Raw genomic sequence first — 26,559 nt, forward strand, 5'->3', positions numbered from 1 at the left:
GTCCGTCGTTGGGCGTCTGATTGTTCCACGGCTGCTGGCCTCCACGGCTGCGCATCAACCCCTGACCCGAGCAGGCCGGGCGGCGCCCGCGGCCTTGCCGACCACAGGCCGCGCGTACCGGGCGGTCGCAACCCAGGAAGCGCTGATATGCATCTTGACACCACCGCCACCCCCGGCGCGTATCTGGACATCCTCGATGAAGTCGTCGAGGCCGCCCGGGATGGCGGCCGGCGCCCGGTGCCCGTGCTCAGCGACCTGGTCTCGGCCGACGGGCAGCAGCAGTTCGTCGACCTGGTGATGGAGGGCGGCGGCGCGCTGGGCATCGCCCTGGTCGGCTATGCCTGCGCACTGGAACGCCTGGGGGTGCGCTTCTTGTGCATCGGCGGTGCCTCCGCCGGTGCGGTGGTCGCTCTGCTGCTGGGGGCGGCGGGGCGCCCGCCCGAGGCCCGGGCCCAACGGCTGATCACCCTGGTGGAGCAAATGCCGCTGCGCGAGTTCATCGATGGTGGATGGGGCGCGCAATGGGCTTTTCATGTCTACCAGTCCTATTGGCGGCGTTCGCCCGGCGCCGCGCCTGAGCGCCTGCCTCGCAAGTTGCTCAAATGGGCGGCAACCGGTGCTGCCGCGGTGGTCAATACGCCCCGGCTGCTGCGCCGCCATGGCCTGTGCCCTGGCCTCCGCTTTCACCACTGGCTCGACGATGCGTTGGCCGAAGTGGGCTTGCCGGGCGCCACGACGGCCGACCTCGACCGCCGCCTGGCCGTGGCGCCCGGCGAAGTACGCTTTCGGGCCGAGCGCTTGCGCTCGAGCGACGCCGTCACGGCGCTGGGTGAGCACCCGGCGGTGGTGGCGATGGCGGCGTCGGAGCTGCGCACCGAACGCCGCGTGTTCTTTCCCGAGATGGCGCGACAGGAGTTGACGGGCGCCTTGGCCCAACCGGTGTCGCTGTTCGCCCGCGCGTCGATGTCCATCCCCTTGGTGTTCGAGCCACTGCGCCTGACGCCCGGCGGCCAGCGCACGGCCGACAAGCACTCGGCCCATGTGTTCGTCGATGGCGGTGTCCTGTCGAACTTTCCGATCGATGCCTTCCACGACCGCGACCACGTGCCGGCCTGCCCGACCGTCGGCATCAAGCTGGCCGAGGAGGCGACACCGCCACCCATCACCTCGTTGACCGGCTTGCTCGTGAGCATGTTCACCAGCGCACGCCATTCACGCGACCTGGCCTTTCTCGAAGACAACCCCGAGTTCCGCCAGCTGATCGCCCATGCCGATACGCAAGGCCTGGGCTGGCTGGACTTCGAGATGAGCCGCGAGGACCAGCTGCGCTTGTTCCGAGCCGGCGCCGTGGCGGCTTGCGAGTGGGTGTTTGGCAGCGCCGAGCGGCCGGGCTTCGATTGGGACGCCTACAAGGGCCTGCGCCGTTCGCAACTGAGCATGCCGGCGCCACGCCGCCGCGACACACCGTGAAGCCGGCGGTGCAGTGCCAGGCCGGCCTGGCACTGCCGGTGGGCGGTGGATCACCGCGGTGCTGCGCGCTGCGATGTGAGCACCCTTCGGAGCGCCGGGCGGGGGCTCACGCCGTCACCGACACCACCAGGCGCGGATCGAAGCCGGGGTTGTCGGTGGTCTTGCGTGTCGGGTCGTAGTAGCCGCGCGGGTTGCAGATCACGCGGGTGGTGCCGATGCGGTAGTCGCTGCAGTGGTGCAGGTGGCCGTGCACCCAGAGCCGGGCGCGCTCGAAGAACTCCTGCGGCAGGTCCGACGCGAACGCGGCGGTGAGCGGCTGGTCGCGGTACGCCTGTGGCACGCTGCGCGGGCTGGGGGCGTGGTGGGTGACCACGACGGTGGGCAAGGCTGCAAAACGCCGATCGCTGTCGTGCAGCCGCGCCTGCAGCCAGGCCCGGCCGATGCGGTGTTCGCGCAGGGCCACCTCCGGCTGGAAACAGCGGCCCTCGCGTTCGACGTCGCCGTCCTCGCGCTCGCGGATCAGGCGGAAGTCGTTCATGCCGGTGCGGGCGACCTCGGCAGCCTGGCTGCCGCTCACGCCCAGGTGTTCGTAGAGGCGGAAGTCGGTCCACAACGTCACGCCGAGGAAACGCACGCCGGCGATCACCAGGTCGTCGCGATCCATCACGTGCACATTGGTGCCGTGCGCGACCGCGCGCATGTGCTCGAGCTGGCGGCGACGCTCCCGGCCGTAGAACTCGTGGTTGCCAGGCACGTAGACCACCGGGCGGCCACCGAACACCGAATCGCGCCCCGCCCACAACACCCCACTCAGACCGGGCGTGTGGATGTCGCCGGCCAGCACCACGACGTCATAGTCCAGCTCGCTGGGCGGTGTGAAGGCGCCGAATTCGAGATGCAGGTCCGAGTAGATCAGGATCCGGGTCACGGCGACCTCCATGCGCGGTGGGCGAGCCGGTTCACTATATCCAGATAGCAGCGGGCGCGGCGCACAGGCCGCCTGGCGGCCTTGCCACCGCAGTGCCTCAGCCGGCGTAGCAGGAGGCGGGCCGGCCGACGGCGTCGGTCTCGACGCTGAACAGGGCGCCGGCCAACGGCTGCTGCGTGAGCTGGGCCTCGGTCAGCTTGGATCGCGCACTGGTGATGTACAGCGTGCCGAGCGTCGGGCCGCCGAAAGCCACGTTGGTGATGTGACCCGTCGGCAGCGGCACGCGCGCCAGCTCCGCCGCCGTGATCGGGTCGTGGCAGGTGACGCAGCCCCCGCCCCAGTGGGCGATCCACAGGCGGCCCTGGCCGTCGGTGGTCATGCCGTCCGGGTGCCCGTCCGCCTCGCTGAAGCGCAGCCACGGACGCTGGTTCGACAGGCTGCCAGTCGGCGCGTCGAAGTCGAAGGCGTAGATCTGGCGCCGGGCGGTGTCGTTGAAGTACAGGGTGCGGCCGTCGAGCGACCAGGTCGGCCCGTTGGTGACGGGGAAGCCGGCGTCGAAGACGCGCGTGCAGCGCCGGTCGGCGTCAAAACGATAGAGCGCGCCGGTGGGCGCCTCGCCCTCGTGATCCATCGTGCCGGCCCAGAACCGGCCCTGCGCGTCGCACTTGCCGTCGTTGAAGCGGTTGCCCGGGCGTTCGGGCTCGGGTTCGAGCAAGGGCTGCAAGTGGCCGCGGCCGCCATCGGCGTCAGGGTCGAAGTAGGCAAATCCTTTTTGCAGCGTCACCAGCAGCCCGGGCGCCTCGCGCCGTTCCGCCACCGCCGAGACGGTGACTTCGAACTGCCATTGCTCGCGCCGCTGCGTGGCCGGCGTGTAGCGGAGCAGCCGCTGGCCAAGGATGTCGACCCAGTAGAGGGCCTGGCGCGCCGGCGACCAGCAAATGCCTTCGCCGAGGATCGCGGCAGCTGGCCAGACGGGTGTGACGGGGCCGAGCAGTTGCGGGCGGGGGCAGGAGACGGAGGCCATGGTGCGGGGTCCTGGGCTGTACGAAGTGGCGAGCGTAGCGGCCGCCACGACGTGTTGCCTGACGCGGCTTGCGCAGCGCTGCGCGCCTTCGCGGCCCTGGGTGGGCCGGCGGGCACGCATCGAGCGACCCAGGAGGCGGCGCTGTGCCGGCGGCCGCCGGTGCGCGAACTGGCGGACGGCAGGCTGCCCCAGCCGGGTGGCGCGGCCGCTGCGCAGCGCGGGCAGTCCAGCGGCATACAATCAAATGTTCATCTTACGTCCCTGGAGACCCCTGTGTTTATCTCTGAAGCCTTTGCTCAGGCCGCCCCTGCCGCCCAACCCGGCGCCGGGTCGTCCCTGATGAGCATGCTGCCGCTCGTGCTGATGTTCGTGGTGTTGTACTTCATCATGATCCGGCCCCAGATGAAGAAGCAGAAGGAGCACAAGGCCATGATCGAAGCGCTGGCCAAGGGCGATGAGGTCGTGACCGCCGGCGGCGTGCTCGGCAAAGTCTCGAAACTCGGTGAAACCTATGTACACGTCGACGTGTCGAACGGGGTCGAGATCCAGGTGCAGCGCAGTGCCGTGGTGCAAGTCCTGCCGAAGGGCACGATCGGCAAGTAACGCCGCCGCCCAGCGTCCTTCCGGGCCTGCCGCGCGGGCCCGTGCACAGCCTTAAGGCAAAAGAGTCGTCATGAACCGCTATCCTTGGTGGAAATACGCGATCCTGGTGGTCGCGGTGCTGGTGGGGCTGATCTATGCCCTGCCCAACCTCTTCGGCGAAGCCCCCGCCGTGCAAGTCTCGAGCGGCAAGGCCACCGTCAAGGTCGACGTGGACCTTGAAGCGCGCGTCTCGCAGGCCTTGCAGCAGGCCGGGCTGCAACCCGATTTCGTGCAGTTCGAAGGCAATTCGGTCAAGGCCCGGTTCGCCGACACCGACGCGCAGCTGAAGGCCAAGGACGTGCTCAGCAGCGCGCTCAACCCCGACCCCGCCGACCCCGCCTACATCGTCGCGCTCAATCTGGTGCCGCGCTCGCCCCAGTGGCTGGCGGCGCTGAACGCGAGGCCGATGTACCTCGGCCTCGACCTGCGCGGCGGCGTGCACTTTCTGATGCAGGTCGACATGAAGGCGGCGCTGACCAAGCGCGCCGAGGGCCTGACCGCCGACGTGCGCTCGATGTTGCGCGACAAGAACATCCGGCACGGCGGCGTGACCCGCAACGGCAACGACATCGAACTGCGTTTGCGCGACGCCGAGACGCTGGCCGCCGCACGGCGCGTCATCGAAGACCAACTGCCCGACCTTGCGATCACCGAGACGCCCGAAGGCAGCGAGTTCAAGCTGAGCGCCCGCCTGAAGCCAGATGCCGCGCGCCGGGTGCAGGAACAGGCGCTGAAGCAGAACATCACCACGCTGCACAACCGCATCAACGAGCTGGGCACCACCGAGCCGGTGATCCAGCAGCAGGGCCTGGACCGTGTCGTGGTGCAGCTGCCTGGCGTGCAGGACACGGCACGCGCCAAGGACATCATCGGCCGCACCGCCACGCTCGAAGTGCGGCTGGTCGACGACAGTCCCGAAGCGGCGTCCGCGGCGGCCGGTGGCGGCCCGGTGCCGTTCGGCACCGAGCGGTATGTCGAGCGCGGCGGCGGCCCGCTGATCGTCAAGCGCCAGGTCATCCTGACCGGCGAGAACCTCACCGACGCGCAAGCCGGCTTCGACGAGCAGCAGCAAGCCGCGGTGCACCTGACGCTCGACGCCAAGGGGGCCCGCATCTTCCGCGAGGTGACCGGTCAGAACATCAACAAGCGCATGGCCATCCTGCTGTTCGAGAAAGGCAAGGGCGAGGTCGTGACCGCCCCGGTCATCCGCTCGGAAATCGGCGGTGGCCGGGTGCAGATCTCCGGCAGCATGAGCACCCAGGAAGCGAACGACACCGCACTGCTGCTGCGGGCCGGCTCGCTGGCGGCGCCGATGGAGATCATCGAAGAACGCACCATCGGCCCCGCACTCGGCGCCGAGAACATCGACAAGGGTTTGAAGAGCGTGGTCTACGGGTTCATCGCGATCGCGGTGTTCATGTGCCTGTACTACGGCCTGTTCGGCGTCTTCTCGACCGTCGCGCTGGCCGTCAACGTGCTGCTGCTGGTGGCCTTGCTGTCGATGCTGCAGGCCACCCTGAGCCTGCCCGGTATCGCCGCCATCGCGCTGACGCTGGGCATGGCCATCGATGCCAACGTGCTGATCAACGAACGCGTGCGCGAGGAATTGCGCAACGGCAGTGCGCCGCAAACGGCGATCCACACGGGTTACGACCGCGCCTTCGCCACCATCCTGGACTCCAATATCACGACGCTGATCGCCGGCGTGGCGCTGCTCGCCTTCGGCTCCGGCCCGGTGCGCGGCTTCGCGGTGGTGCACTGCCTGGGCATCCTGACGTCGATGTTCTCGGCGGTGTTCTTCTCGCGCGGGCTGGTCAACCTGTGGTACGGCCGCCAGAAGAAGCTGAAGAAGGTCTCGATCGGCCAGGTGTGGCGGCCGGGCGGTGAACAGCAGGTCGAGAAGGCCTGACAACACCCACTGCAGCCCCACCGCAACGCAAGCAAGCCCATGGACAAGGACCGGGCCGACACCGACGCACGCAGCGCATGCCGGTGGCGCCCGTCCTTCACACAATAGTTAGCCAGGACTCCGGCAGATGGAATTCTTCCGTATCAAGCGCGACATCCCGTTCATGCGGCACGCGCTGATCTTCAACATCATTTCGGTGCTGACCTTCGTCGCCGCAGTGTTCTTTCTGATCACCCGCGGCTTGCACCTGTCGATCGAGTTCACCGGCGGCACCGTGATGGAGCTGCAGTACGCTCAGGCGGCCGATCTGGCCAAGGTGCGGCACAGTGTCGAGTCGATGAACTTCGGCGAGGTGCAGGTGCAGAACTTCGGCACCTCGCGCGATGTGCTGATCCGCCTGCCGCTGCGCGGCGACGTGAAGCAGGCCGAGGTGGTCGGCAAGGTGTTCGGGGCGCTGTGCCAGGCCGAAAACGGCAAGGTCGAACGCCGCCAGGCGACCACCGAAAAGGGCGAGACGGTCAGCGGCGAGGTGTGCACGACCGGCAGCGCCGAGCCGCTGCGGCTGCAGCGCAGCGAGTTCGTCGGCCCGCAGGTGGGCTCGGAGCTGGCGCGCGACGGCGCGCTCGCGCTGCTGGTGACCGTCGTCGGCATCATGATCTACCTGGCGATGCGCTTCGAATGGAAGTTCTCGGTCGCGGCCATCATCGCCAATCTGCACGACGTCATCATCATCCTGGGCTTCTTCGCCTTTTTCCAGTGGGAGTTCTCACTGTCGGTGCTGGCGGCCGTGCTGGCGGTGCTCGGTTATTCCGTCAACGAGTCGGTGGTGATCTTCGACCGGATCCGCGAGGCCTTCCGCAAGTACCGCAAGATGACGCCCAGCGAGGTGATCGACCACGCGATCACCAGCACGATGAGCCGTACCATCATCACGCACGGCTCGACCCAGATGATGGTGCTGGCGATGCTGCTGGTCGGCGGCCCGACGCTGCACTACTTCGCGATCGCACTGACCATCGGCATCCTGTTCGGTATCTACTCGTCGGTGTTTGTCGCCGCCGCGATCGCGATGTGGCTGGGTGTCAAGCGGGAAGACCTGATCAAGCAGACACGCCAGGAAGGCGACCCGGACGATCCCAACGCGGGTGCCGTGGTGTAGAGTTGACACAGTTTTCCGCATAGGACGCAGGCGTTCTCTCCACCATGGCGATACCCGCCGACCCGAAGGCGCTCGCAGCCCAAGCCCGCAGGACCTTTCTGAACGTGCTGCTCTACGGAGCACCGAACGCCTTGCTGGCGATAGAAGAAGGGGTGAAGACGCTCGCCTCGCAGGCGGCGCCGCCGGAGGTGTTGCTGCGCCGCCGCGACGCCGCGGCCGACATGCAGCGCTGCCGCATCGGCTGGCAGCGGCATTTGGCCGAACGCCTGCAGCGGCGCGCGGCCAGCGTCGAAGAGGTCACCCCGACCCAGCCCGGTGCCCTCAGCGGCCTGCGTGGCGCCGAGCTGTCGCTGGTCGATGACGACACCATCGAGCACGAGATCCTGACCTCCCGCCTCGCACTGGCGGCCATGGATCAGGCGGCCTCCGAATTCACCGACCTGCGTTCGCGCTTCAGCACGCTCGAGCGTCGCCCCGAGTTGGCGTCGGCCGATGTGCTGCGCCCGCACGTGATTGCGCGCGAGGCGCTCGAGGCTTGGCGGGCGGCCGGGCTGACCGTCGTCGCTTGGCGAACGGTGCAACCCATCCTGCACGACGAGCTGGCGCACCTGATGGTGCTGGCCTACCACGAGACCAACAAGTGGTTGATGGCCCATGGCGTGCTGCCCGAGATCGACCTGCGGCCGCTGATCCGTCGCAGCCGCAACGCCGGGGGCGCGGCGGGCGGGCCCGCCCCTCATGGCGGCACGCCGACGTCTCCCGCCTCGGGGCTGGCCGGCGGCGCGGCCTTGCCGCCGCCGTCCGCGCCCGCGGCCTTGCGCTCGGCGGTGGGCGAGGAAACGCGGATGATGACGCGCTCGTCCAGCCTGATGCGCTCCACCGAGCAAGCGCAGGCGGTGCTGGGGCGCTTGAACCGGCTGGTCGGCAAGCAGGTGCCCGACTTCGAGGTCACCACCACGTTCAAGGCGTCGCCCAAGCTGGCGGCCGCGATCGCAGAGGCCGAGCGCGACGTCGCGCAGCGCCTGCGCAGCACCCAGCCCGACCTGATGCCGGCCAGTGCGCCGGCCCTGCTGGACCAGCTCAACGAACGCAAACAGGCCCTCAAACAGGCGGCCGAATCTCCCATCGAACGGGCCACGATCGAGATCGTGGCCTTGCTGTTCCAGAGCATCCTCACCGAGGAGCGATTGCCGCCGTCGGTGCGGGTCTGGTTCGCACGGCTGCAGATGCCGGTGCTGCGGGTGGCGATCGGCGAGCCCGATTTTTTCGCCACCACCGACCATCCGGCGCGCAAGCTGATCGACCGGATGGGCGCCTGCGTGATGGGGTTCGACGCTGCCACCGCGGGGGTGATGGGCGACGCGCTCGAGAAAGAAATCAAGCGGGTGGTGCAGGTGGTCGAGGCCTACCCCGACACGGGGCGGCGGGTGTTCCAGACCGTGCTCGTGGAGTTCGAGAAGTTTCTCGAGAACTACTTCCGCCACGAAAACGAGGTGTCGCGCAAAGGCGTCTCGCTGGCGCAGCAGGTCGAGCAGCGCGAAATCCTGACCATCCAGTACACGATCGAGTTGCGCAAGATGCTCAACGAGGTGCCGGTGCAGGACGGGGTGCGCGATTTTCTGTTCCACATCTGGGCCGACGTGCTGGCGATGAGCGCAGTCAAGAGCGGCGCACAGAGCGAGACCACCAAGGCCATGAAGCGGGCGGCGGCCGATTTGATCTGGTCGGCCAGCGCCAAGGTCTCCCGCGAGGAACGGGCCGAGGTGATCCGCCGCCTGCCGCCGTTGCTCAAGACCTTGCGCGATGGCATGGCCAGTGCCGGCGTGCCGGGCGAAAAGCAGGACGAGCACATCCAGGCACTCAACAACTCCTTGGCGGCTGCCTTCACCGCCAAGACCGCGGCTATTCCGCACGAACGGCTCGAAGAGTTGATGCTGCAGCTGGAGACGCTGGAAGAGCTGCTGCCCGACATCGAAGTGGAGATCGACGAGTCGATGGTGCTGGACCTGTCCAGCCACGAGTCGTCCGGGCTCGAGGTGGTCGCCGAGGGGGGCTCGATGCCCAGTCCGGCCATGGTCAGCTGGGCCCGCTCGCTGCAGGTCGGCACCTGGTTCAAGCTCGACTACCGGGGGCGCAACGAGCCGGTGCAACTGGCGTGGCAGGGGCTGCGCCGGCAGCTGAGCCTGTTCGCCTCGCCGCATGGGCGCTGCGTGTTGTTCCAGCAGCACCGGCTGGCGGCCTTCCTGCAGGCGGGGCTGCTGGTGCCCGCCGAAGAAGAAGCGCTGACCGTGCGGGCCACCCGCAACGCCTTGGCCAAGCTCGACGCCGACCCGAGCCGGCTGCTGAGCTGACTGACGGCAGCCGGCGCGCTCGGCGCGGCGGAGGGGGTCAGTGGATGAGCCGGTCGGCGGCGTCGACGAACAACTCGTCGAGGATCAGCGCGTCGGGCTCTTCGCCCAGGCTCCAGAACACCATCAGCACGATGATCTTCAGGTCTTCGAGCGACATCGGGCTGCCGTTGCTGACCATCGCACGGTCGATGACGATCTCGCGCATCGGCGCCGGCAGCACACCGGCGCTTTCGAGGAAGCTGATGAAGCCCATGCACTCTTCGCCCAGCTGCTCCTGCTCGGCCTGCGTGAACACGCGCATGCTGAGGGGCCCCTGGCTGCCGGCGTGGGTCTGGGCGGCGTGCGCCAGACCGTCGAGCCAGCTGAGGGCTTCCTGGATTTCGTCGTTCTCGAAACCGACCGCCGACAGCTTGCGGGTCAGCTGCGCATGGTCAGGACAGGCGTCGGGGCGCCAGTAGTTTTCGTAGAGGTAGACGAGCACATCGAACATGCTGCCGACTATACCTGAGCGGCTTGCTCGGGCGGGGCGCCAAAAAGAGGGGTGCGCCAGGGTGCGGGGATTGCCTCGACCGACGGTGCTTGCCGGGTGTCGGAGTCCGCTCCGGCCATCGGCCGGCGCCGGCATTTCAGGAGCGCGCGATGCGCTGGAACAGCTGGCCGGGCAGCCGCGCCACATCGCCGGCGAGTTCCAGTTCGAGCAGGCGCGCACTGAGCGTCGCGCAGTCCCACCCGGTGCGGGCGGACAGTCCGTCGAGCGTGATGGCGTCAAAGCCGAGCGCGTCCAGCAGCGGGTCGGACCCCGCCTTCGTGGACGGTTCAGGGGACGCTCCGGCATGCCCGGCGGCCGCCGCGGCCTCTGATTCCCTCGCCCCCGGGCTCGCCACAGCGAGCGAGGGCAGCTGCAGCTCTTCAAGGATGTCCTGTGCGCTGTCGACCAACTTGGCGCCCTGCTTGATCAATGCGTGGCAGCCGCGCGACTGCGGCGTGTGGATGGAGCCGGGGATGGCGAACACCTCACGCCCCTGCTCGCTGGCCATCCGCGCGGTGATCAACGAACCCGACGCCAACGCGGCCTCGACCACCAGCGTGCCGCGGGCCAGCCCCGAGATGATGCGGTTGCGCCGCGGGAAGTTGGCCGGCAAGGGCGGCGTGCCGAGCGCGTATTCGCTGATCAGCAGGCCCGCCGCGGCGATGCGGTGGGCCAGGTCGAGGTGCCGGCGCGGGTAGATGCGGTCGAGCCCGGTCCCCAACACCGCCACCGTGCCGCCCGGCCCGTCGAGCGCGCCTTCGTGTGCCGCGCCGTCGATGCCGAGCGCCAGGCCCGACACGACGGTGATGCCCTGGCGGCTCAGATGGGCGGCGAAGCTGCGCGCGTTGTCCAGACCCTGGCGGGTCGGGTTGCGGCTGCCGACCACCGCCACCGACAGGGCTTGCAACAGCTCGGGGCGGCCTTGCGTATACAGCAGTAGCGGTGGGTCCGCCGTCTGCAGCAAGGTGTCGGGGTAAGCGGGATCGCCGAGCGGGACGACCTGGCGGTCAGGCCCGGCGGCCAGCCACGCCAAGGTGGTCTGCGCCGCGACCGCCGCGCTGTCGTGACTGGCGGCGAGCGCTGCCACCTGTGCGGGGGTGAGCAGCGCACGCCAGGCACTCGCAGCAGGTGCGTCGAACACGGCCTGCGGCGAACCGAAGGCCGCGAGCAGCCGACGCGCGCCTTCATTGCCGATGCCCGGGGTCTCGATCAGCCGCAGCCAGGCGGCCAGCTCGTCGCGCTCGATCACGTCGGCGCCCCCGCGGCAACGCCCGTCAGGGCTGGGTGAAGCGGTCGCCGACGCGCACCGGCTCCTGCACGTTGAGGATCAGGGCATACGACATGCGGTCGAACACCCGGAACACGAACAGCAGGCCGTGCCGCTCGTCCGGCAGCTTGATCGGCACTTTCTTGCCTTCGTTGGTGGTGTCGACGGCGTTTTCGCCATAGCGCCACAGGGCGAGCACATGGCCGCGTTCCATGCCATCGCGGCTGCCCTTGTTGAGCGTGACGATCTGGTTCTGGCCGGCGGTCAGGCCTTCGCCGTAAATCGACGCGATGCGGCCGTCGACCTCACCACTGGGCGCGTGCGGCACGTAGCTGATGAACTCGCGCGGCGGGGTGGGCGACAAGCGGTCGCCGACGCCGGCTTCCTGCCGCACCGATTCCACCCTGAAGCTGGCCGGGATGACTTCGCCGTTCTTGCCCGTTTCGCCAGCGCGCACATAGGCCGCGGTGCCGACGTAGGCGGCTTCGTAACCCAGCACTTCCTTCGTGGTGGGGTCGAGCAGGGGCTTGGGGTTGCGGAACATGCGCCAGTCGCGCTTCTGTTCCAGCTCGCCGCGCACGTAAGCGGTGTCGCCGCGGGTCAGCAGCACCCGGCCTTCCTGCGTGGCCACGATGCGGGGCGCGCTCTCCAACTCGTTGGTGTTGAAGATCACCGCTTCGTTGAGGAAGGGCTCGATCAGATGCAGCGGCACCGACGCGATCGCGCCATCGAGCGCGTCGCTGCGCACCCGGGGCGACAGCTTGATCGTGCCGCTCGGCTCACCGACCGGGCGGCCGACACGCAAACGCGCGCGCCCGTCCTTGGTCTCGAGGAACAGGATCTGGCCCGGGTAGATCAAATGAGGGTTGCGGATCTCGTCGAGGTTCATGCCCCACAGCTCGGGCCAGCGCCACGGGCGCAGCAGAAACTTCGACGAAATGTCCCAGAGGGTGTCGCCACGCTTGACGGTATAGGAGTCGGGCGCGTTGGGCGACAGCTCCGACAGCGGCACGCCGGCCTGCGCGACTTGTTGCGCGGTGGAGCGTTGCTGCGGCGTGATCGGATAATTGGTGGCCCAGGCCGCGGAGGCGGTGGCGACCAGTGCGACGCCGACGACGGTGCGCCAGCTGCGAGATACCAAAGCTGCCGACGGACGGGCTCGCAGCAGGGGGGTACGGGTCATGCAGGGTCTCCGCGTCGGCATGGCCTCGAAACAGGCGGCCATGACGCTATATGGTTAATGAAATACTTATCCGCCGGGCAGCTGCAGTTCGGCGAAAATCCTCACATAGTTTCACAGATTCTGCCCGTAAACCCTTGATGCCGCAACGATTCTTGCTGAAGGTTGGCGCTCGCGCGGCACTGTTTCACGCTTGACGGGTACCGCCCCGTTGTAAAAAGTCGCCCGCGCCGCTGCGCACCGATCATGGCCAAACTCAACATCCTCCGTTACCCCGATCCCCGACTGCACACGGTTGCCAAGCCGGTGGAGAAAGTGGACGCCCGCATTCAGAAACTGGTCGACGACATGCTCGAGACCATGTACGAGGCCAACGGCATCGGCCTGGCCGCCACGCAGGTCGACGTGCACGAGCGCGTGATCGTCATCGACACCTCCGATGAACGCAACCAGCCACGCGTGCTGATCAACCCCGAACTCGTCGCGCGCAGCAAGGAGATGCTGCTGTGGGAAGAGGGCTGTTTGTCGGTGCCGTCGGTCTACGACAAGGTCGACCGGCATGCGCGCGTCACCGTCAAGGCGCTCGACCGCGACGGCAAGGAATACCAGTTCGACGCCGAGGAACTGCTGGCGGTGTGCGTGCAGCACGAGATGGATCACCTGTTGGGCAAGGTCTTCGTCGAATACCTGTCGCCGCTGAAGCGCAACCGCATCAAGACCAAGATGGTCAAGCGCGGGCGCGACGACGACCGGCGCTGAGCGCTCACTCACATCCGTCAAGGCCGGCCCCGCCGGCCCTACCTGTCCTGAAAAGCCGGCACTGCCGGCTTCGTCATTTCAGCGAGGCGCCATGAAACTCGTTTTTGCCGGCACGCCGGAATTCGCCCAGGTCGCATTGGCCCGGCTGCATACGGCCGGCTTCCAGATCCCGCTGGTGTTGACCCAACCCGACCGCCCGGCGGGTCGCGGCCTCAAACCCCAGGCCAGCCCGGTGAAGCAGTTTGCGGTGGCCCATGGCATCGACGTGCTGCAGCCGCGCAGCTTGCGGCTGGACGGCAAATTCCCAGACGACGCGGCCCAGGCGCGCGAGCGGCTGCTCGCGGTGCAACCCGACGTGATGGTGGTGGCGGCCTACGGGCTGATCCTGCCGCGCTGGGTGCTCGAGCTGCCCCGGCTCGGGTGTTTGAACATCCACGCCTCGCTGTTGCCCCGCTGGCGCGGTGCGGCGCCGATACACCGGGCCATCGAGGCCGGCGACGCCAGCACCGGCATCACCATCATGCAGATGGACGAAGGGCTGGACACCGGCGCCATGCTGCTGGTCGAGTCACTGCCGATCGCCGCCGACGACAGCACGGCCTCGCTGCACGACAAGCTGGCAACGCTGGGGGGGCGACTGATCGTCGAAGCGCTCGAACTCGCCGCTTGCGGGGGCTTGAACCCGGTTGCGCAGCCGGAGGCGGGCGTCACCTACGCACACAAGATCGACAAGGCCGAGGCCGAGATCGACTGGGCGCTGCCGGCGACGCAGATCGAGCGGCGTTTGCGCGCCTTCGATCCGTTTCCCGGTGCCACCGGCCGGCTCGGTGGTGCCGTGCTGAAGTGCTGGCGGGGCCGCGTGGTGCCCGCGGCGGCAGGGTCAGCGCCCGGCACCGTGCTGGAGGTCGGCGCCGACGGCGTGGTGGTAGCCTGCGGCGAGGGCGCCTTGCGTCTGACCGAGTTGCAAAAGCCGGGGGGCCGGCGCCTGCCGGCGGCGGAATTCCTGCAGGGCCACGCGGTGACGCCGGGCACCGTGTTCGAGACCACCTCAGCTTGAATTACAACGGCAACGCCCGCAGATGGGGCGGTGAGCGCGCAGAGCGCAAGGAGTTGGGCCTATGTTCAATCTGTTGAAAACAGCGGTCTTGATGGCCGCGATCACGGCGCTGTTCCTCGCCATCGGCGCTGTGCTGGGGGGACGGCAGGGCATGACGATCGCGTTGGTGCTCGCGCTCGGCATGAACTTCTTCAGCTATTGGTACAGCGACAAGCTGGTGCTGAAGATGTACAACGCACGCGAGGTCGACGAGACCACGGCGCCGCAGTTCTACGCGATGGTGCGCCAGCTGGCGCAGCGCGCCCAGCTGCCGATGCCGCGCGTCTACATCATCGACGAGAACGCCCCCAACGCCTTCGCGACCGGCCGCAACCCTGACAACGCGGCCGTGGCTGCCACCACCGGCATCATGCGGGTGCTGACCGACCGCGAACTGCGCGGCGTGATGGCGCACGAGTTGGCGCACGTGAAGCACCGCGACATCCTGATCAGCACCATCAGCGCGACGATGGCCGGTGCGATCTCGATGGTGGCCAATTTCGCCGTCTTTTTCGGCGGGCGCGACGAAGAGGGCCGTCCGGTCAACCCGATCGCGGGGCTGCTGGTGTCGCTGCTGGCTCCGTTGGCGGCCAGCCTGATCCAGATGGCCATCAGCCGCGCACGCGAGTTCGAGGCTGACCGCGGCGGCGCCGAAATTTGCGGCGACCCGGCCGCACTGGCCTCCGCGCTCGACAAGATCGACCGGTATGCGCGCGGCCAGCCGCTGGGCACCGCGGAGCGCCACCCCGAGACGGCGCAAATGATGATCGTCAACCCGCTGTCGGGCGGCGGCCTGCGCGGTCTGTTCAGCACCCACCCGGCCACCGAGGAGCGGGTGGCCCGCCTGATGGCGATGGCCCGCGGCGGCGCGGTCCGTTGAACCGGGCGTCGGCGACGACCCGAGCAGTACGCCGGCCCGGCCCGTGACGGGCCCCGCCGGCGCGGCGTCGACCTCAAGTTTCCGCGCCCGCGGCCGAAGATCCGGCACCACCTGCCGAATCTCTCCATGCGACCCGTCCTCGTCCTTGCCCTCACCTCGATGTTGAGCCTGCTCGCCGCCTGCGACCAGCTGGGCATCGAGACGCCGGCGGTGACCGCGGCCCGCAAGGACACCGAAGGCCGCGCCATCGGCGGGGCCTGCCGGCACGCCGGCCGGGCCATCGAGGACTGCTACACGCTCAATCCCAAGGCCGACAAGGCCGCCGTCTTCGCCGGTTGGCGCGAGATGAACGACTACATGCGGGAAAACAAGATCGAGGAAGTGGCGCCGCTGCTGCCACCCCCGAAACCCGCCGGCAAGGCCGCCAAGCCGGCAGCCGCCGAAGACGGGGAAGCGGAAGCGGAAGAGGAAGAAGAGACGCCGGCCAAGACCGCGTCCGCGGATCACTGAGGCGCGTCGTTCTGCGTCCCCGGCACGTCCGCCGGACCCCGGAAGCTTCCGCCGCTGCGCGTGCCCCCTCACGTTGCGTGCTGCCGCACGCGCTCTGGATCGCGCCAGCCGGCTCACGTCCTCCAAGCTTCTGTCACAGCACGTCGAGTACGCGGAGGACGGGGGCTGAGCGGCGCCTCCGCGCCGCCCAGACGGGTGGGGTTCTCGGCAGCGGCCGTCTACACTGAATGAATGAACGCGCTCCCCGTTCCCGACCGGGCCTACACCGACCATTGCCTTGAACTCTTGCAGACGCTCGGGGCCTGCACCGCGCGGCGCATGTTCGGCGGCTGGGGCCTCTACCTCGACGGCCTGATGTTCGGCCTGATCGCCAACGAGCGCCTCTATCTCAAGGTCGACCCGATCACCGAGCCCGGCTGGCAGGCTTCCGGCGGCCAGCCGTTCGTCTACAACGGCCGCGGCCGCTCGGTGAAGATGAACTACTACTCGCCGCCCGACGAAACCCTGGAATCACCCGCCGCGATGGCCCCCTGGGCCCGACTGGCGCTCGAAGCGGCACTGCGAGCGCGGGCGGCACGACCGGCCAGTTCCGGCAGCCGGGCCCGGCGCCCGGCGCTCAAGGGCAAGCGCGCTGGGGGGCCGGGGCGGCGGCCCACCAAGCGCTGAGCCGCGACCACACCGAGGTGCGCGACGGCGACGGCGCCGGCCGTGCGGTGGCGGCGAGCCGGGGCGCCGCCAGCATCATCTCGAAGCGAGCCGTCGGCCAGCCCTCGATCACGATCGCTTCATCGGCGTGCAGCCGCAGTTCCTCGCCGGCTGCCAGCACCACGTCGGTGGCGGGATGGCCGGGGCGGCCGCTGCCGGTGGCCCAGACGCGGCCACTGCCGACCTTCAACACGGTGGTCGCGCGCACCTTCAGCGTCATCGCCTGGCCAGCGGCCAGCGACCACACCGCGTCGCCCGGGGCGGGCGCGGCATGGGGTAGCGCGGAGGGTGCAGATTGTTGCCGAAAGGACATCAGTGAGGTGGCGTCGGCGGTGCGGGTCATGGCGGGCTCCTTCTTGTGCGTCTTGGAATGAGGCAAACTTTAGGGCCGCGTGGCAGGCCAGTCCAATGAGAACGGCGACCCGCATTGATGACGTAATCGCATGAATCCATCCTCCCGCCAGCGTCCGCTCGCGATCGGCCCGCTGCGTACCTTCGAGGCGGTCGCCCGCCATCTCAACTTCCGCCAGGCCGCCGAAGAGCTGTACCTGACGCAATCGGCCGTCAGCCGACAGATCCAGGGCCTGGAACAGGAACTGGGCGCGCCGCTGTTCCGCCGCGGCACCCGTCATGTCGAGCTGACCCAGGCCGGGGCCACCTTGTTGCGCACCACGGCGCCGCTGCTCGACCGGCTCGACGCCAGCGTGCGCCAGATCCGCCAGGCCCGCTCGCGGCGCACGGTCAGCGTGTCGACCTTCGCGTCGTTCGCGTCGCTGTGGCTGATCCCGCGGCTGGAGGCCTTCCAGCGTGATCATCCCGACATGGACATCCGGGTCAGCGCCAGCGACCGGTATGTCGACGTGGACGGCATCGAGGTGGACCTCGCCTTGCGCTACGGGCTCGCGCCGCAGGCCGACCCCGCTCACGTGCGGCTGTTCGGCGAGATCCTGACGCCGGTGGTCAGCCCCTGGTTGCTCGAGCGCGCCCGCAGCGGCCAGGGGCCGGCGCTGCAGACGCCACCGGACCTGGCGCAGCACACCCTGCTCGAGGAAGACGGCGGACATCGCAGCAGCGGCGCGCTCGGATGGGGACAATGGCTGGCCGCGCGCGGCTTGGACGACCTGACGCCGCAGCGCTGGCTGTACTTCAGCTACACCTACCAGCAGGTGCAGGCCTGTCTGGTGGGGCAGGGCGTCGCGATGGCGCGGGTGCCGCTGGTGGCGCCCTCGTTGCAGGCCGGCGAACTGGTCGAACCGTTCGGTACCGAAGGGCGTACCGCGGCCCGCACGGTGTACTGGATGGTGGCGCCGGCCGTGGCGCGCGAGCGGCCCGAGGTGGCGCAGTTCTGTGACTGGATCGAAGCGCAGGCGGCGCTGACACGCGCCGCCGTCGGCGAGGCGGCTTGACCGCGCCGCGCAAGGGGGCCGCAGGCGGCTCACTCGCCGGGTGTCACCACTCCCTCTTCCGTCACCACCAACATCAGCGGCACGTCGTGCGGTTCGGGCTCGAATGTCACCCGGCTGCCGGCCCAGGCGATGCCCACCGCCGTCACGTGCGGGTGGCGCGCGAGCCAGCGGTCGAAGTAGCCGCCGCCGTAGCCCAACCGCACGCCCTCGTCGGTGTAGCCGACACAGGGGGCCAACACCACATCCGGCACCACGGCCGCGCCGGCGGCGCTCGGAATGCCGCACTCGTCGGTCTGCACCGGCGGCTTGCCGTCCCAGCGCCGGTATTCCATTTCGCGCGGTTGGCGCCGGGCCCACGGCAAGGCCAGCGGCAGCGAGGTGAAACGCGTGTCGGCGGGCAGGGAAACTGCTGCGTTAAATTCCGATCGTATAGGCCAGTACACCCCGAGCAGTTCCGGCTCCAGCATCAGCAGGACTTGCCGCAAATGCTCCGACAGCGCCTCATGTACGGCCTGCCACCCCGACGCCGCGGCCAGCTCGGCCGCCCAGCGTTCCCGCTCTGCCAGCAGGTGGCGGCGCAAGGCCGCCCGGTCGGAGATGTTTGCAGGGGGTGCCGTCCAGGCCATTTGTGACGTGATGAACAGAGATAACAACTTGAATTCAGTATATCGACGCACCATAGGCGCCGCCCTTTCCGCCGCCGCCTTGCTCCTCGCCCTCGTCCCCTGCAGCGTCTCCGCTCAGCCCGACCCCATCCTCGAAGCCCGCGACGCCTTGCGCCGGCGTGACGCCGGGCGCCTGGCGATGGCGCGTGCCAGCGCGATGGCGCAGAAGCACCCGCTGGCGATGTGGGCCGACTACTGGGAGTTGCAAAACCGTTTGGCGCAGGCGTCGCCCGAGGAGCTGACGGCGTTTTTTGCCCGCTGGCCCGACACCTATGTGGAAGACCGGCTGCGCAACGACTGGCTGCTGGAGCTGGGCCGGCGCAACGACTGGGCCACTTTCGCCGCCGAGCACCCCAAGTTCCGCATGCAGGACGACAAGGAGGTCGCCTGTTACGCCGTGCTGGCCCAGCGCGAGACGCTCGACAACCTGCGCTCTGTCGCGCGTCGCGCCTGGCTGGCCCAGCGTGAAGCCGATCAGGGCTGCGGGCTGATGGCCTCGACGCTGCTGCAGTCCGGCGTCTTGAGCGAGGCCGACATCTGGCGCAAGGCGCGCCGCGCGACCGACGCCGGGCGCCGCGCCACTGCGCGCCAGGCGGTCGCGGTGCTGGGCCCGGAGGCGGCGCAGCGTTTCGACGATTTGTATGACAACGCGGCGCGCTACCTGGCCCGCCGGGCCGGCACCCGCGACCGCACCGATGCCGAGTTGACCACGCTGGCGCTGGTGCGCTTGGCCGCCGGCGATCCGGAGGTGGCGGCTGAACAACTCGACGCCGCCTGGGCCTCACGCCTGCCGGAGGATCTGGCGGCCTGGGCCTGGGCCAGCACCGGCCGCCAGGCGGCCTTGCGGCTGTCGCCGCGCGCGCCCGACTTCTACCAGCGTGCCACGCTGGGCGCGCGCGAGAGCGACTGGTCCGAGGACATGCTGGCCTGGAAGGCCCGCGCGGCCTTGCGCGCCGGCCGCTGGCAGCAGGTGGTGCAAGCCATCAACGCGATGAGCGAGGCCGACCAGGCCGACGCCACCTGGGTGTACTGGAAGGGCCGCGCCCTGCTGGCGCTCTCGCGCGACTCGCAAGACAGCGAGAAGCTGCAGACCGAAGCGGTCGACCTGCTCAGCGGCATCGCCGACCAGCACGACTACTACGGCCGGCTCGCCGCCGAAGACATGGGCCGCCCGCTGGTGCTGCCGCAGCCGCCCGCGCCGCTGACCGAAGCCGAGCAGGCGGCGGCACGGCGCAACCCGGGCCTCGGCCGCGCCTTGCAGCTGATCGGCATGGGGCTGCGCAGCGAGGGGGTGCGTGAATGGAACTGGACGCTCAGCTTCGGCTCGCAAGGCCGCATGACCGACCGCGAGTTGCTCGCGGCGGCCCAGCTCGCCTGTGACCGCGAGGTCTGGGACCGCTGCATCAACACCAGCGACCGCACGCGCGACGAGTTCCAGATCGAGCAGCGGTTTCCGATGCCCTTTCGTGCCGAGGTGCTGGCCAAGTCGCGCGACATCGGGCTGGACCCGGCCTACGTCTACGGCCTGATCCGCCAGGAATCGCGCTTCGTGATGGACGCCCGCTCGCACGTCGGCGCCTCCGGGCTGATGCAGCTGATGCCGGCCACCGCCCGCTGGACCGCGCGCCGCCTCGGACTGAACTTCACGCCCGACATGATCACCGACCGCAACGTCAACCTGGCGCTCGGCACCAACTACCTGAAACTCGTGCTCGACGACCTCGGCGGCTCGCAGGCCATGGGCGCGGCCGCCTACAACGCCGGCCCAGGGCGGCCACGCCGTTGGCGGGAAGGCCCGGTCGTCGAAGCGCCGATCTGGGTCGAGAACATCCCGTTCAGCGAAACTCGCGACTATGTGAAGAAGGTGCTGGCCAATGCCACCTATTACGCGGCCCAGATCACGGGCGAGTTGCCGTCGTTGAAGCTGCGGCTGGGCGGGCCGATCGGCCCGCGCGACGCCCTCGCGCCGCCGGCACAGACCGACCTGCCTTGAGCGCTGCCCGCGCGCGAGGCGATAGCAGGAAGCGAGCAAGCAGATGAGCAAGATCGTGGTTTTCGGCGGGGCCGGCTTTCTCGGCACCCATGTGTGCGAAAAGCTGGTCGAGCGGCACCGTGGCGACGCCTGCAACATCTTGGTGCCCACGCGCCGTCTGGGCCACGCCCGCCACCTCCAACCGCTGCCCGGCCTCGACACGGCCCAGGCGGACGTGTTCGACCCGGCGCGGCTCGACCGGCTGCTCTACGACGCCGAGGTCGTCATCAATCTGGTCGGCATCCTGCACGGCCACCCGGCCGACTTCGAGCGTGTCCATGCCACCTTGCCGCAGCGTTTGGCCGCGGCCAGCGTCAAGGCCGGCGTGCGCCGGTTCATCCACGTCAGCGCCCTGGGGGCCTCGGCCGACGCACCGTCGCACTATTTGCGCAGCAAGGCCGCCGGCGAAGCCGCGCTGGCGTCGCAGCCGGGGCTTGCCACCACGGTGTTGCGGCCCTCGGTGATGTTCGGCGACGGCGACCGGTTTCTGAACCTGTTCGCATCCTTGCAGCGGCTGTTCCCGGTGATGCCCCTGGCCTCGGCCGGCGCCCGCTTCCAGCCGGTGTGGGTCGAAGACGTGGCGCGCGGCGTGGTCGCCTGCCTCGACCGCCACGACAGCGCGGGCCAGGTGTACGAGGCGGTCGGCCCGCGGGTCTACACGCTGGCCGAGCTGGTGCGCTGTGCCGGCGTCTGGTCGGGCCACGCGCGCCCGGTGTGGCGCCTGCCCGAGGCGCTGGGCCGTTTGCAGGCCGCCGCGATGCGGGTGCTGCCGGGCGATCCGTTGATCTCGGCCGACAACCTCGACTCGATGAAGGTCGACAGCGTCGCGTCCGGCCGCCTGCCCGATCTGCAGGCCCTGGGCGTGTCGCCGGCGGCGCTCGAAGCGATCGCGCCGCTCTACCTCGGCGGCACGGCGCCGACCCGCCTCGATCTGTTCCGGGCCAGCGCGCGGCGCAGCTGAGCGCGCCGGCGGCCGCGCGCCGCCTCTGTCAAGATAGCGGGCGCGCCATCCGGCGCCCCTATCCATCAGAGGAGGAAACGTGCAGCTCTACATCGGCAACAAAAACTACTCGTCCTGGTCCCTGCGGCCCTGGCTGCTGCTTACCCATGCCGGCATTCCGTTCGAAGAGGTCAAGCTGCGGCTCTCGGTGCAGCCCGAGTCGGCGTTCAAGCAGACACTGGCCCGCGTCAGCCCGGTCGGCAAGGTGCCGGTGCTGGTGGAGGACGACGGCTACGCCATCTGGGACAGCCTGGCGATCTGCGAATACGTGGCCGAGCGTTTCCCCGAGCGTCAGTTGTGGCCCGCCGATGTGCGACTGCGGGCGCGTGCGCGCAGCATCTGCGCCGAGATGCACAACGGCTTTGGCGCGCTGCGCGAGCACCTGCCGATGAACGTCGAACTGCGCATGCCCGAGATCGGCGCCAAGGTGCTGGCCACCCAGCCCGACGTGGCGCGCGACCTGGCCCGCCTGGTGCAGATGTGGAGCGAGTTGCTCGACACCCATGGCGGGCCTTTCCTGTTCGGCCGCTTCTCGGTGGCGGACGCGTACTTCGCGCCGATCTGCTCGCGCTTGCACAGCTATGCCGTGGAGGTGCCGCCGCGGATCGCCACCTATGTCGAGCACATCCTCGGCCTGCCCGCCATGCAGGCGTGGACCGAGGCGGCGCTCGCCGAGGCCGACTTCATCGATTTCGATGAGCCGTACCGGCAAAGCCGCGGCTAGGGCCCGCCCGCCCCGGCGGGCGCGCTCGTGCCGGCCGCTGCACCTCGCGGTGCGGCCCGATACACTGGCCCCATGAAGGTATACATGGTCGGCGGCGCCGTGCGCGACCGCCTGCTGGGCCTGCCGGTGCAAGATCGCGACTGGGTTGTCGTCGGCGCCACGCCCGAGGCGATGCTGGCGGCGGGCTACACCGCGGTCGGCAAGGACTTCCCGGTCTTTCTGCATCCGAAGACGCACGAGGAATACGCGCTGGCGCGCACCGAGCGCAAGACCGCGCGCGGGTACCACGGCTTCGAGTTCCGCACCGCGCCCGACGTCACGCTCGAGCAAGACCTGCAGCGGCGCGACCTGACCATCAACGCGATCGCCGAAGACGAAACGGGCCGCCTGGTCGACCCCTACGGGGGTGTGCAGGACCTGCAGGCCAAGGTGCTGCGCCACGTGTCCGACGCCTTCGTCGAAGACCCGGTGCGCATCCTGCGGCTGGCGCGTTTCGCTGCCCGTTTTGTCGACTTCAGCGTCGCCGCCGAGACGCTGATGCTGATGCGCCACATGGTGGAACAGGGCGAGGTCGACGCGCTGGTGCCCGAGCGGGTCTGGCAGGAGTTGTCGCGCGGCCTGATGGAAGCGCGGCCGTCGCGCATGTTCGAGGTGCTGCGCAGCTGCGGGGCGCTGGTGCGCATCCTGCCCGAGGTCGACCGGCTGTGGGGCGTGCCGCAGCGCGCCGAATACCACCCGGAGGTGGACACCGGCATGCACTTGATGATGGTGCTCGACATGAGCGCGCGGCTGCAGGCCAACCTGCCCACCCGCTTTGCCTGTTTGTGCCACGACCTCGGCAAAGGCACCACACCCGAGGAACTGCTGCCGCGCCACCTGGGCCATGAGGCGCGCAGTGTCGACCTGCTGCGCGAGCTGTGCCAGCGCTTGCGGGTGCCCAACGACTGCCGCGAACTGGCCGAGGTGGTGGCCCGCGAGCACGGCAACATCCACCGCAGCGGCGACATGCGCGCGGCCGCACTGGTGCGTTTGTTGGAGCGCTGCGACGGCTTGCGCAAGCCGTCGCGTTTTGCCGACGCCTTGCTGGCCTGCGAGTGCGATGCGCGCGGCCGACTCGGCCTCGAACACGACGCTTATGCGCCGCGCCCGCGGCTGCTGCGCGTGCTCCAGGCCGTGCAGTCGGTGCCCACTGCGGAGCTGGCCGAAGCCGCTGTTGCACGCGGCCTCAAAGGTCCGCAGATCGCCCAAGTCATTCACCAGGCGCGGGTCGAGGCGGTGGCCACCCTGATGGGGGAAGCCCAAGAATTAGGGGGCGGCAGCTAGGCTGCCCTTGGTTACACTGCGCCACCAAACAAGGCAGGCCATGGGGGTCTGCTGAAAACGTGTCGGCGGCGCCGTGAGTGCCGGGGGGTTGAGGGATGAACAAGCCAATGGCCGTGGGCCTGGGCGCGGTGGCCGTGGCGGCCGCCGCTTATGTCGGCGCTTCCGCCTATGTCGGCCAGCAGGTGCAGCAAGCCCTGCAGGCCCAGCCGGAAAAGCTCGCGCAACAGCTGCCTTTCATCAAGGTGGCCGAGCACCGTTACGAGAAGGGCCTGTTCTCGTCCACCCGCACGCTGACGCTGCAGTTCGGCTGTGAAGCGCCGGCCGGCGCTGCCGCAGCCGCTGGGGCCGACGGCGAAGCGCCCACCGGCCCGGTCACGCTGACGCTGCGCGACCACATCCGCCACGGACCGCTGCTGGGCCTGTCGCCCGGCGCCGCCCAGATCGACACCGAACTGGAACTGCCCGCCGACGTGAAGGCCAAGCTGGCCAAGGTGTTCGGCGAGCAGCAGCCCCTGTCGCTGCGCACGCTGGTCGCCTTCGACGGCCGCTACACCAGCCAACTGTCGAGCCCGGCGGTGCAGATCCCCGGCCCCAACGGCGAACAGCTGGCGTGGAAGGGCTTGCAGGTCAGCGTCAGCAGCGATGCCGAAGGCAGCTTCTTGAACTACCAGGCCAGTGCGCCCGGCTTCGAGGTGAACGACCCGGCCAAGGGCGTCAAGATGGTGCTCAGCAACGTGAGCATGCAGGGCCAGGGCCGTCCGGTGGGCGGCAATGTGTGGCTGATGGTGGGCGAGGACGAAGGCAGCATCGGCAGCTTCGAAGTCACCGCCCAGGCGCCGGTGCAGCAAGCCTCCGAAGGCGGCGCCAAGCCCTTCAGCTTCAAGCTCGAAAACCTCAAGTTCACCGCCAAGGCGACCGTCGAGAACGATCTGCTGAGCAGCCAGATGAGCATGATCGGCGGCGGCATGATCGGTGCCACCAAGCTCGACAAGGTCGAGATGGCCGGCTCGCTCAAGCGTTTGCACGCGCCCACCTACCAGCGGCTGATGAGCAGCATGATGAAGTCGTCGTTCCCCTGCGACACGCCGGCGGGTGAGGCGGCCGACCCCAGCGCGATGCTGGCGGCGATGCAGCAGGACATGGTGCAGCTGCTGCCGCACAACCCCGAGTACTCGCTCGACAAGCTCGCGGTCGAGTACGGCGGCCAGCGCGGCGAGATGTCGTATTCGCTGGGCGTGCAAGGTGTCACCGAGGCCGATCTGAAGCTGCCCGCGATGGCGCTGCTGATGACCAAGGGCCGCGGCAAGGCCGACATCAAGCTGCCGGTGAAGTGGATCGAGCAGATCGCCGGCAACGCGCCGATGCAGCAAGCCGCCGTGCAGCCCGAGATGGTGGGCGCGATGCTCGACCAGTTCGCTGCGCAAGGTTTCGTGGTGCGCGACGGGGACAACGTCGGTGCCAGCGTGCGCTTCGAAAACGGTGAGCTGGTGCTCAACGGCAAGCCGCTGCCGCTGGGGCGCCCGCCGGCGAACTGATCGGCACTGCGGTCGTCGACCGAACAAGAACCGGGCCGCGCGCCCGGTTTTTTCATGGCCGCCGCCGGCGCCCGCGACGCGCTTTCGGCTTTAGAAGAGCTTGCCGATCAACATCGCGACAAAGCTCAGCAGCACGGTGGTGGCGATCGGCAGGTGCCACTCGCGGCCGCCCAAGCGGAAGTGCAGGTCACCCGGCAGCCGGCCCAGGCCGATTTTTTCGAGCCAGGGCCGCAGGCCGTTGAACAGCACCAGCACCAGCACCACGACGAGCAGCCAACGCAGCATGGCTCCGTCTCACAAGGTGTGGCTGCGGTCGCCGACCGCAAAGCCGAGGGCGTCGGACAGGTCGGCGCCGCGCGCAAAGCCGACCACCTTGAACAGCTCACCCATCTCGTGTTCGTTGACCAGCTTCTGGACCGCCGAGACCGACCGCAGGCGCTCGGTTTCGGCCGGCCCGCCCGCCTGTGCGGGCGGCAACAGATCGAGCAAGCCGCAGTTCATCAAAAACCGCCCCTGGGTGGTGTAGCCCACCACGTCCAGCCCGCTGTCCTGCCCGGCGAGCGCGATGCCGGTGAAGTTCACATGCGCGGTGATGTCCTTCTGCCCCAGCCCGCTGAGCGGGTCGGTATCGGCCTGGTGGCCGCGGTGGCACATCAGCGTGCCGCCGACGCGCTGCGGGTGGTAGTACTCACCCTCCGGAAAGCCGTAATCGAGGAAAAAGGCGGCGCCCCGCGTCAGCGTCGCGGCCAGCGTGCGGATGAAGGCCTCGGCCTGCAGGTGCACCTCGGTGACGGTGCCCGGCACGAACTCGGCTTCCACCGGCGGGCGCAGCGCGGTCGGCCGGTCGGCCCAGGCGAGGCCCGCGTCGCCGACCGCCACGCCGCGCTCCCACCAGCGGCTGCCGTCGAAGTGCAGCAGCTGCACCGGCATCGCGTCCAGCACCTCGTTGCCGACCACCACCCCGCGGATGTCGCCCGGCAAGGTGTCGTGCCATTGCACCCGCGCCACCGCGCCGCCGGCGACGGCCTCGATCTGCCGGCGCTGGCGCTCGCGCAGCACCGCCGACAGCTCGACGATGTGGTAGGCGCTGCAGGCACTGCCCAGCGACAGCAGCAGCTCGGCCGCCAGCGCGCCCGAGCCGGCGCCGAACTCCCAGACCTCGGTGGTCGCGCTCAGCACCAGGGCCTGGCGCAGCTGGCGCGACAGCGCACGGGCGAACAACGGGGTCAGCTCGGGGGCGGTGACGAAATCGCTGCCGCTGGACGGCAAGGCACCGAACTTGCGGCTCTGGTTGGCGTAATAGCCGAGCCCCGGTTCGTAGAGCACCGTGGCCATGTAGCGGTCGAACGGCAGCCAGCCGTCCTGCGCCCGCGCCGCCTCGCGCAGCCGGGCGAGCAACCGGGTCTGCAGGTCGGCCGCTACACTGGCGGGCTCGTCGTCGTGTCGTTGCATCGCCTGATTGTAG

25 protein-coding genes are annotated in these 26,559 nt (G+C 69.2%); 16 read left to right on the plus strand and 9 right to left on the minus strand.

The features are described 5' to 3' along the window. Window positions 1-147 precede the first annotated feature (147 nt). Window positions 148-1,470 carry a patatin-like phospholipase family protein gene (locus AAW51_RS02665; RefSeq protein ID WP_047193386.1) on the plus strand — a complete coding sequence of 441 codons (1,323 nt, stop codon included), beginning with the start codon at window positions 148-150 and terminating at the stop codon, window positions 1,468-1,470. Window positions 1,471-1,576: 106 nt separating this feature from the next. Here the strand turns inward: AAW51_RS02665 and AAW51_RS02670 are convergent, their stop codons facing one another. Together AAW51_RS02670 and AAW51_RS02675 are read right to left on the minus strand one after the other, a co-directional pair. Continuing rightward, window positions 1,577-2,398, minus strand: coding sequence for a metallophosphoesterase (locus AAW51_RS02670; protein WP_238947740.1), 822 nt, complete (start codon window positions 2,396-2,398; stop codon window positions 1,577-1,579). A gap of 97 nt (window positions 2,399-2,495) precedes the next feature. Continuing rightward, entirely contained in the window at window positions 2,496-3,422 is a 927-nt protein-coding gene (locus tag AAW51_RS02675; protein ID WP_047197313.1) for an SMP-30/gluconolactonase/LRE family protein, read from the minus strand. Window positions 3,423-3,695: 273 nt separating this feature from the next. Here AAW51_RS02675 and yajC point away from each other — a divergent pair, with 273 nt between their 5' ends. The 4 genes from yajC (at window position 3,696) to AAW51_RS02695 (ending at window position 9,483) form a co-directional block, all read left to right on the plus strand. Beyond that, a complete protein-coding gene (gene yajC / locus AAW51_RS02680) occupies window positions 3,696-4,025 on the plus strand; it encodes a preprotein translocase subunit YajC (RefSeq protein ID WP_047193388.1) in 330 nt (109 codons plus the stop codon). A gap of 70 nt (window positions 4,026-4,095) precedes the next feature. After that, window positions 4,096-5,973 carry a protein translocase subunit SecD gene (secD, locus tag AAW51_RS02685; RefSeq protein WP_047193389.1) on the plus strand — a complete coding sequence of 626 codons (1,878 nt, stop codon included), beginning with the start codon at window positions 4,096-4,098 and terminating at the stop codon, window positions 5,971-5,973. Window positions 5,974-6,100: 127 nt separating this feature from the next. Beyond that, the gene (secF, locus tag AAW51_RS02690) at window positions 6,101-7,132 is read left to right on the plus strand and encodes a protein translocase subunit SecF (RefSeq protein WP_047193390.1); all 1,032 of its coding nucleotides are present in this window, start codon (window positions 6,101-6,103) and stop codon (window positions 7,130-7,132) included. Between the two features lie 44 nt (window positions 7,133-7,176). Further along, complete coding sequence (locus AAW51_RS02695; RefSeq protein WP_047193391.1) at window positions 7,177-9,483, plus strand: DUF1631 family protein; 2,307 nt, start codon at window positions 7,177-7,179, stop codon at window positions 9,481-9,483. A 37-nt stretch (window positions 9,484-9,520) separates the two neighbouring features. On the opposite strand, the gene AAW51_RS02700 is transcribed toward AAW51_RS02695, so the two are convergent. The 3 genes from AAW51_RS02700 to AAW51_RS02710 all read right to left on the minus strand — a co-directional run bounded on the left by AAW51_RS02700 (window position 9,521) and on the right by AAW51_RS02710 (window position 12,462). Next, window positions 9,521-9,973 carry a Smg family protein gene (locus AAW51_RS02700; protein WP_047193392.1) on the minus strand — a complete coding sequence of 151 codons (453 nt, stop codon included), beginning with the start codon at window positions 9,971-9,973 and terminating at the stop codon, window positions 9,521-9,523. Window positions 9,974-10,109: 136 nt separating this feature from the next. Next, a complete protein-coding gene (gene dprA / locus AAW51_RS02705; RefSeq protein WP_047197314.1) occupies window positions 10,110-11,258 on the minus strand; it encodes a DNA-processing protein DprA in 1,149 nt (382 codons plus the stop codon). Between the two features lie 28 nt (window positions 11,259-11,286). Continuing rightward, a complete protein-coding gene (locus AAW51_RS02710) occupies window positions 11,287-12,462 on the minus strand; it encodes a LysM peptidoglycan-binding domain-containing protein (RefSeq protein WP_047193393.1) in 1,176 nt (391 codons plus the stop codon). A 243-nt stretch (window positions 12,463-12,705) separates the two neighbouring features. On the opposite strand from AAW51_RS02710, the gene def reads away from it, so the two are divergent. The 5 genes from def to AAW51_RS02735 all read left to right on the plus strand — a co-directional run bounded on the left by def (window position 12,706) and on the right by AAW51_RS02735 (window position 16,370). Further along, window positions 12,706-13,218, plus strand: a complete 513-nt coding sequence (def, locus tag AAW51_RS02715) for a peptide deformylase (RefSeq protein ID WP_047193394.1) — start codon at window positions 12,706-12,708, stop codon at window positions 13,216-13,218. Window positions 13,219-13,309: 91 nt separating this feature from the next. Beyond that, window positions 13,310-14,275, plus strand: coding sequence for a methionyl-tRNA formyltransferase (gene fmt / locus AAW51_RS02720; RefSeq protein WP_047193395.1), 966 nt, complete (start codon window positions 13,310-13,312; stop codon window positions 14,273-14,275). A gap of 61 nt (window positions 14,276-14,336) precedes the next feature. Next, the gene (gene htpX / locus AAW51_RS02725; protein WP_047193396.1) at window positions 14,337-15,194 is read left to right on the plus strand and encodes a zinc metalloprotease HtpX; all 858 of its coding nucleotides are present in this window, start codon (window positions 14,337-14,339) and stop codon (window positions 15,192-15,194) included. Window positions 15,195-15,320: 126 nt separating this feature from the next. Continuing rightward, window positions 15,321-15,704 (plus strand): hypothetical protein, encoded by a 384-nt coding sequence (locus AAW51_RS02730; RefSeq protein WP_047193397.1) that lies wholly within the window; start codon window positions 15,321-15,323, stop codon window positions 15,702-15,704. Between the two features lie 231 nt (window positions 15,705-15,935). Further along, complete coding sequence (locus tag AAW51_RS02735) at window positions 15,936-16,370, plus strand: TfoX/Sxy family protein (protein ID WP_047193398.1); 435 nt, start codon at window positions 15,936-15,938, stop codon at window positions 16,368-16,370. Here the strand turns inward: AAW51_RS02735 and AAW51_RS02740 are convergent. After that, window positions 16,321-16,752: a DUF2917 domain-containing protein gene (locus tag AAW51_RS02740; protein WP_053013276.1), complete on the minus strand. Its 432-nt coding sequence runs from the start codon at window positions 16,750-16,752 to the stop codon at window positions 16,321-16,323. The two genes, AAW51_RS02735 and AAW51_RS02740, sit on opposite strands and share 50 nt — an antisense overlap. A 100-nt stretch (window positions 16,753-16,852) precedes the next feature. On the opposite strand from AAW51_RS02740, the gene AAW51_RS02745 reads away from it, so the two are divergent. Beyond that, a complete protein-coding gene (locus tag AAW51_RS02745; protein ID WP_047193399.1) occupies window positions 16,853-17,815 on the plus strand; it encodes a LysR family transcriptional regulator in 963 nt (320 codons plus the stop codon). Between the two features lie 29 nt (window positions 17,816-17,844). On the opposite strand, the gene AAW51_RS02750 is transcribed toward AAW51_RS02745, so the two are convergent. Further along, window positions 17,845-18,441 carry a 5-formyltetrahydrofolate cyclo-ligase gene (locus tag AAW51_RS02750; protein WP_053013277.1) on the minus strand — a complete coding sequence of 199 codons (597 nt, stop codon included), beginning with the start codon at window positions 18,439-18,441 and terminating at the stop codon, window positions 17,845-17,847. 10 nt (window positions 18,442-18,451) lie between these two features. Here AAW51_RS02750 and AAW51_RS02755 point away from each other — a divergent pair, with 10 nt between their 5' ends. The 5 genes from AAW51_RS02755 to AAW51_RS02775 all read left to right on the plus strand — a co-directional run bounded on the left by AAW51_RS02755 (window position 18,452) and on the right by AAW51_RS02775 (window position 25,094). After that, a complete protein-coding gene (locus AAW51_RS02755) occupies window positions 18,452-20,473 on the plus strand; it encodes a lytic transglycosylase domain-containing protein (protein WP_047193400.1) in 2,022 nt (673 codons plus the stop codon). Window positions 20,474-20,516: 43 nt separating this feature from the next. Beyond that, window positions 20,517-21,473, plus strand: a complete 957-nt coding sequence (locus tag AAW51_RS02760; RefSeq protein WP_047193401.1) for a complex I NDUFA9 subunit family protein — start codon at window positions 20,517-20,519, stop codon at window positions 21,471-21,473. A gap of 79 nt (window positions 21,474-21,552) precedes the next feature. Further along, window positions 21,553-22,236: a glutathione S-transferase family protein gene (locus AAW51_RS02765; RefSeq protein WP_047193402.1), complete on the plus strand. Its 684-nt coding sequence runs from the start codon at window positions 21,553-21,555 to the stop codon at window positions 22,234-22,236. A gap of 72 nt (window positions 22,237-22,308) precedes the next feature. After that, window positions 22,309-23,559, plus strand: a complete 1,251-nt coding sequence (locus AAW51_RS02770; protein ID WP_047193403.1) for a multifunctional CCA addition/repair protein — start codon at window positions 22,309-22,311, stop codon at window positions 23,557-23,559. 95 nt (window positions 23,560-23,654) lie between these two features. Next, window positions 23,655-25,094, plus strand: a complete 1,440-nt coding sequence (locus AAW51_RS02775; protein ID WP_083438026.1) for a YdgA family protein — start codon at window positions 23,655-23,657, stop codon at window positions 25,092-25,094. A gap of 90 nt (window positions 25,095-25,184) precedes the next feature. Here AAW51_RS02775 and AAW51_RS02780 read toward each other — a convergent pair whose 3' ends face one another. Together AAW51_RS02780 and AAW51_RS02785 are read right to left on the minus strand one after the other, a co-directional pair. Further along, window positions 25,185-25,379, minus strand: a complete 195-nt coding sequence (locus AAW51_RS02780; protein WP_047193405.1) for a DUF2905 domain-containing protein — start codon at window positions 25,377-25,379, stop codon at window positions 25,185-25,187. 9 nt (window positions 25,380-25,388) lie between these two features. Continuing rightward, entirely contained in the window at window positions 25,389-26,546 is a 1,158-nt protein-coding gene (locus AAW51_RS02785) for a class I SAM-dependent methyltransferase (protein ID WP_047193406.1), read from the minus strand. Window positions 26,547-26,559: the final 13 nt, after the last annotated feature.

This window comes from Caldimonas brevitalea (genome assembly GCF_001017435.1).
Taxonomy (GTDB): Bacteria; Pseudomonadota; Gammaproteobacteria; order Burkholderiales; family Burkholderiaceae_C; genus Caldimonas; species Caldimonas brevitalea.

Excerpts from the sequence above, each read along its gene's own strand:
- AAW51_RS02665 (WP_047193386.1), top strand. The coding sequence starts at position 148 with ATGCATCTTGACACCACCGCCACCCCCGGCGCGTATCTGGACATCCTC.
- AAW51_RS02675 (WP_047197313.1), bottom strand. The coding sequence starts at position 3,422 with ATGGCCTCCGTCTCCTGCCCCCGCCCGCAACTGCTCGGCCCCGTCACA.
- secD (WP_047193389.1), top strand. The coding sequence starts at position 4,096 with ATGAACCGCTATCCTTGGTGGAAATACGCGATCCTGGTGGTCGCGGTG.
- secF (WP_047193390.1), top strand. The coding sequence starts at position 6,101 with ATGGAATTCTTCCGTATCAAGCGCGACATCCCGTTCATGCGGCACGCG.
- AAW51_RS02695 (WP_047193391.1), top strand. The coding sequence starts at position 7,177 with ATGGCGATACCCGCCGACCCGAAGGCGCTCGCAGCCCAAGCCCGCAGG.
- AAW51_RS02700 (WP_047193392.1), bottom strand. The coding sequence starts at position 9,973 with ATGTTCGATGTGCTCGTCTACCTCTACGAAAACTACTGGCGCCCCGAC.
- AAW51_RS02710 (WP_047193393.1), bottom strand. The coding sequence starts at position 12,462 with ATGACCCGTACCCCCCTGCTGCGAGCCCGTCCGTCGGCAGCTTTGGTA.
- def (WP_047193394.1), top strand. The coding sequence starts at position 12,706 with ATGGCCAAACTCAACATCCTCCGTTACCCCGATCCCCGACTGCACACG.
- fmt (WP_047193395.1), top strand. The coding sequence starts at position 13,310 with ATGAAACTCGTTTTTGCCGGCACGCCGGAATTCGCCCAGGTCGCATTG.
- htpX (WP_047193396.1), top strand. The coding sequence starts at position 14,337 with ATGTTCAATCTGTTGAAAACAGCGGTCTTGATGGCCGCGATCACGGCG.
- AAW51_RS02730 (WP_047193397.1), top strand. The coding sequence starts at position 15,321 with ATGCGACCCGTCCTCGTCCTTGCCCTCACCTCGATGTTGAGCCTGCTC.
- AAW51_RS02735 (WP_047193398.1), top strand. The coding sequence starts at position 15,936 with ATGAACGCGCTCCCCGTTCCCGACCGGGCCTACACCGACCATTGCCTT.
- AAW51_RS02740 (WP_053013276.1), bottom strand. The coding sequence starts at position 16,752 with ATGACCCGCACCGCCGACGCCACCTCACTGATGTCCTTTCGGCAACAA.
- AAW51_RS02745 (WP_047193399.1), top strand. The coding sequence starts at position 16,853 with ATGAATCCATCCTCCCGCCAGCGTCCGCTCGCGATCGGCCCGCTGCGT.
- AAW51_RS02750 (WP_053013277.1), bottom strand. The coding sequence starts at position 18,441 with ATGGCCTGGACGGCACCCCCTGCAAACATCTCCGACCGGGCGGCCTTG.
- AAW51_RS02755 (WP_047193400.1), top strand. The coding sequence starts at position 18,452 with ATGAACAGAGATAACAACTTGAATTCAGTATATCGACGCACCATAGGC.
- AAW51_RS02760 (WP_047193401.1), top strand. The coding sequence starts at position 20,517 with ATGAGCAAGATCGTGGTTTTCGGCGGGGCCGGCTTTCTCGGCACCCAT.
- AAW51_RS02770 (WP_047193403.1), top strand. The coding sequence starts at position 22,309 with ATGAAGGTATACATGGTCGGCGGCGCCGTGCGCGACCGCCTGCTGGGC.
- AAW51_RS02775 (WP_083438026.1), top strand. The coding sequence starts at position 23,655 with ATGAACAAGCCAATGGCCGTGGGCCTGGGCGCGGTGGCCGTGGCGGCC.
- AAW51_RS02780 (WP_047193405.1), bottom strand. The coding sequence starts at position 25,379 with ATGCTGCGTTGGCTGCTCGTCGTGGTGCTGGTGCTGGTGCTGTTCAAC.
- AAW51_RS02785 (WP_047193406.1), bottom strand. The coding sequence starts at position 26,546 with ATGCAACGACACGACGACGAGCCCGCCAGTGTAGCGGCCGACCTGCAG.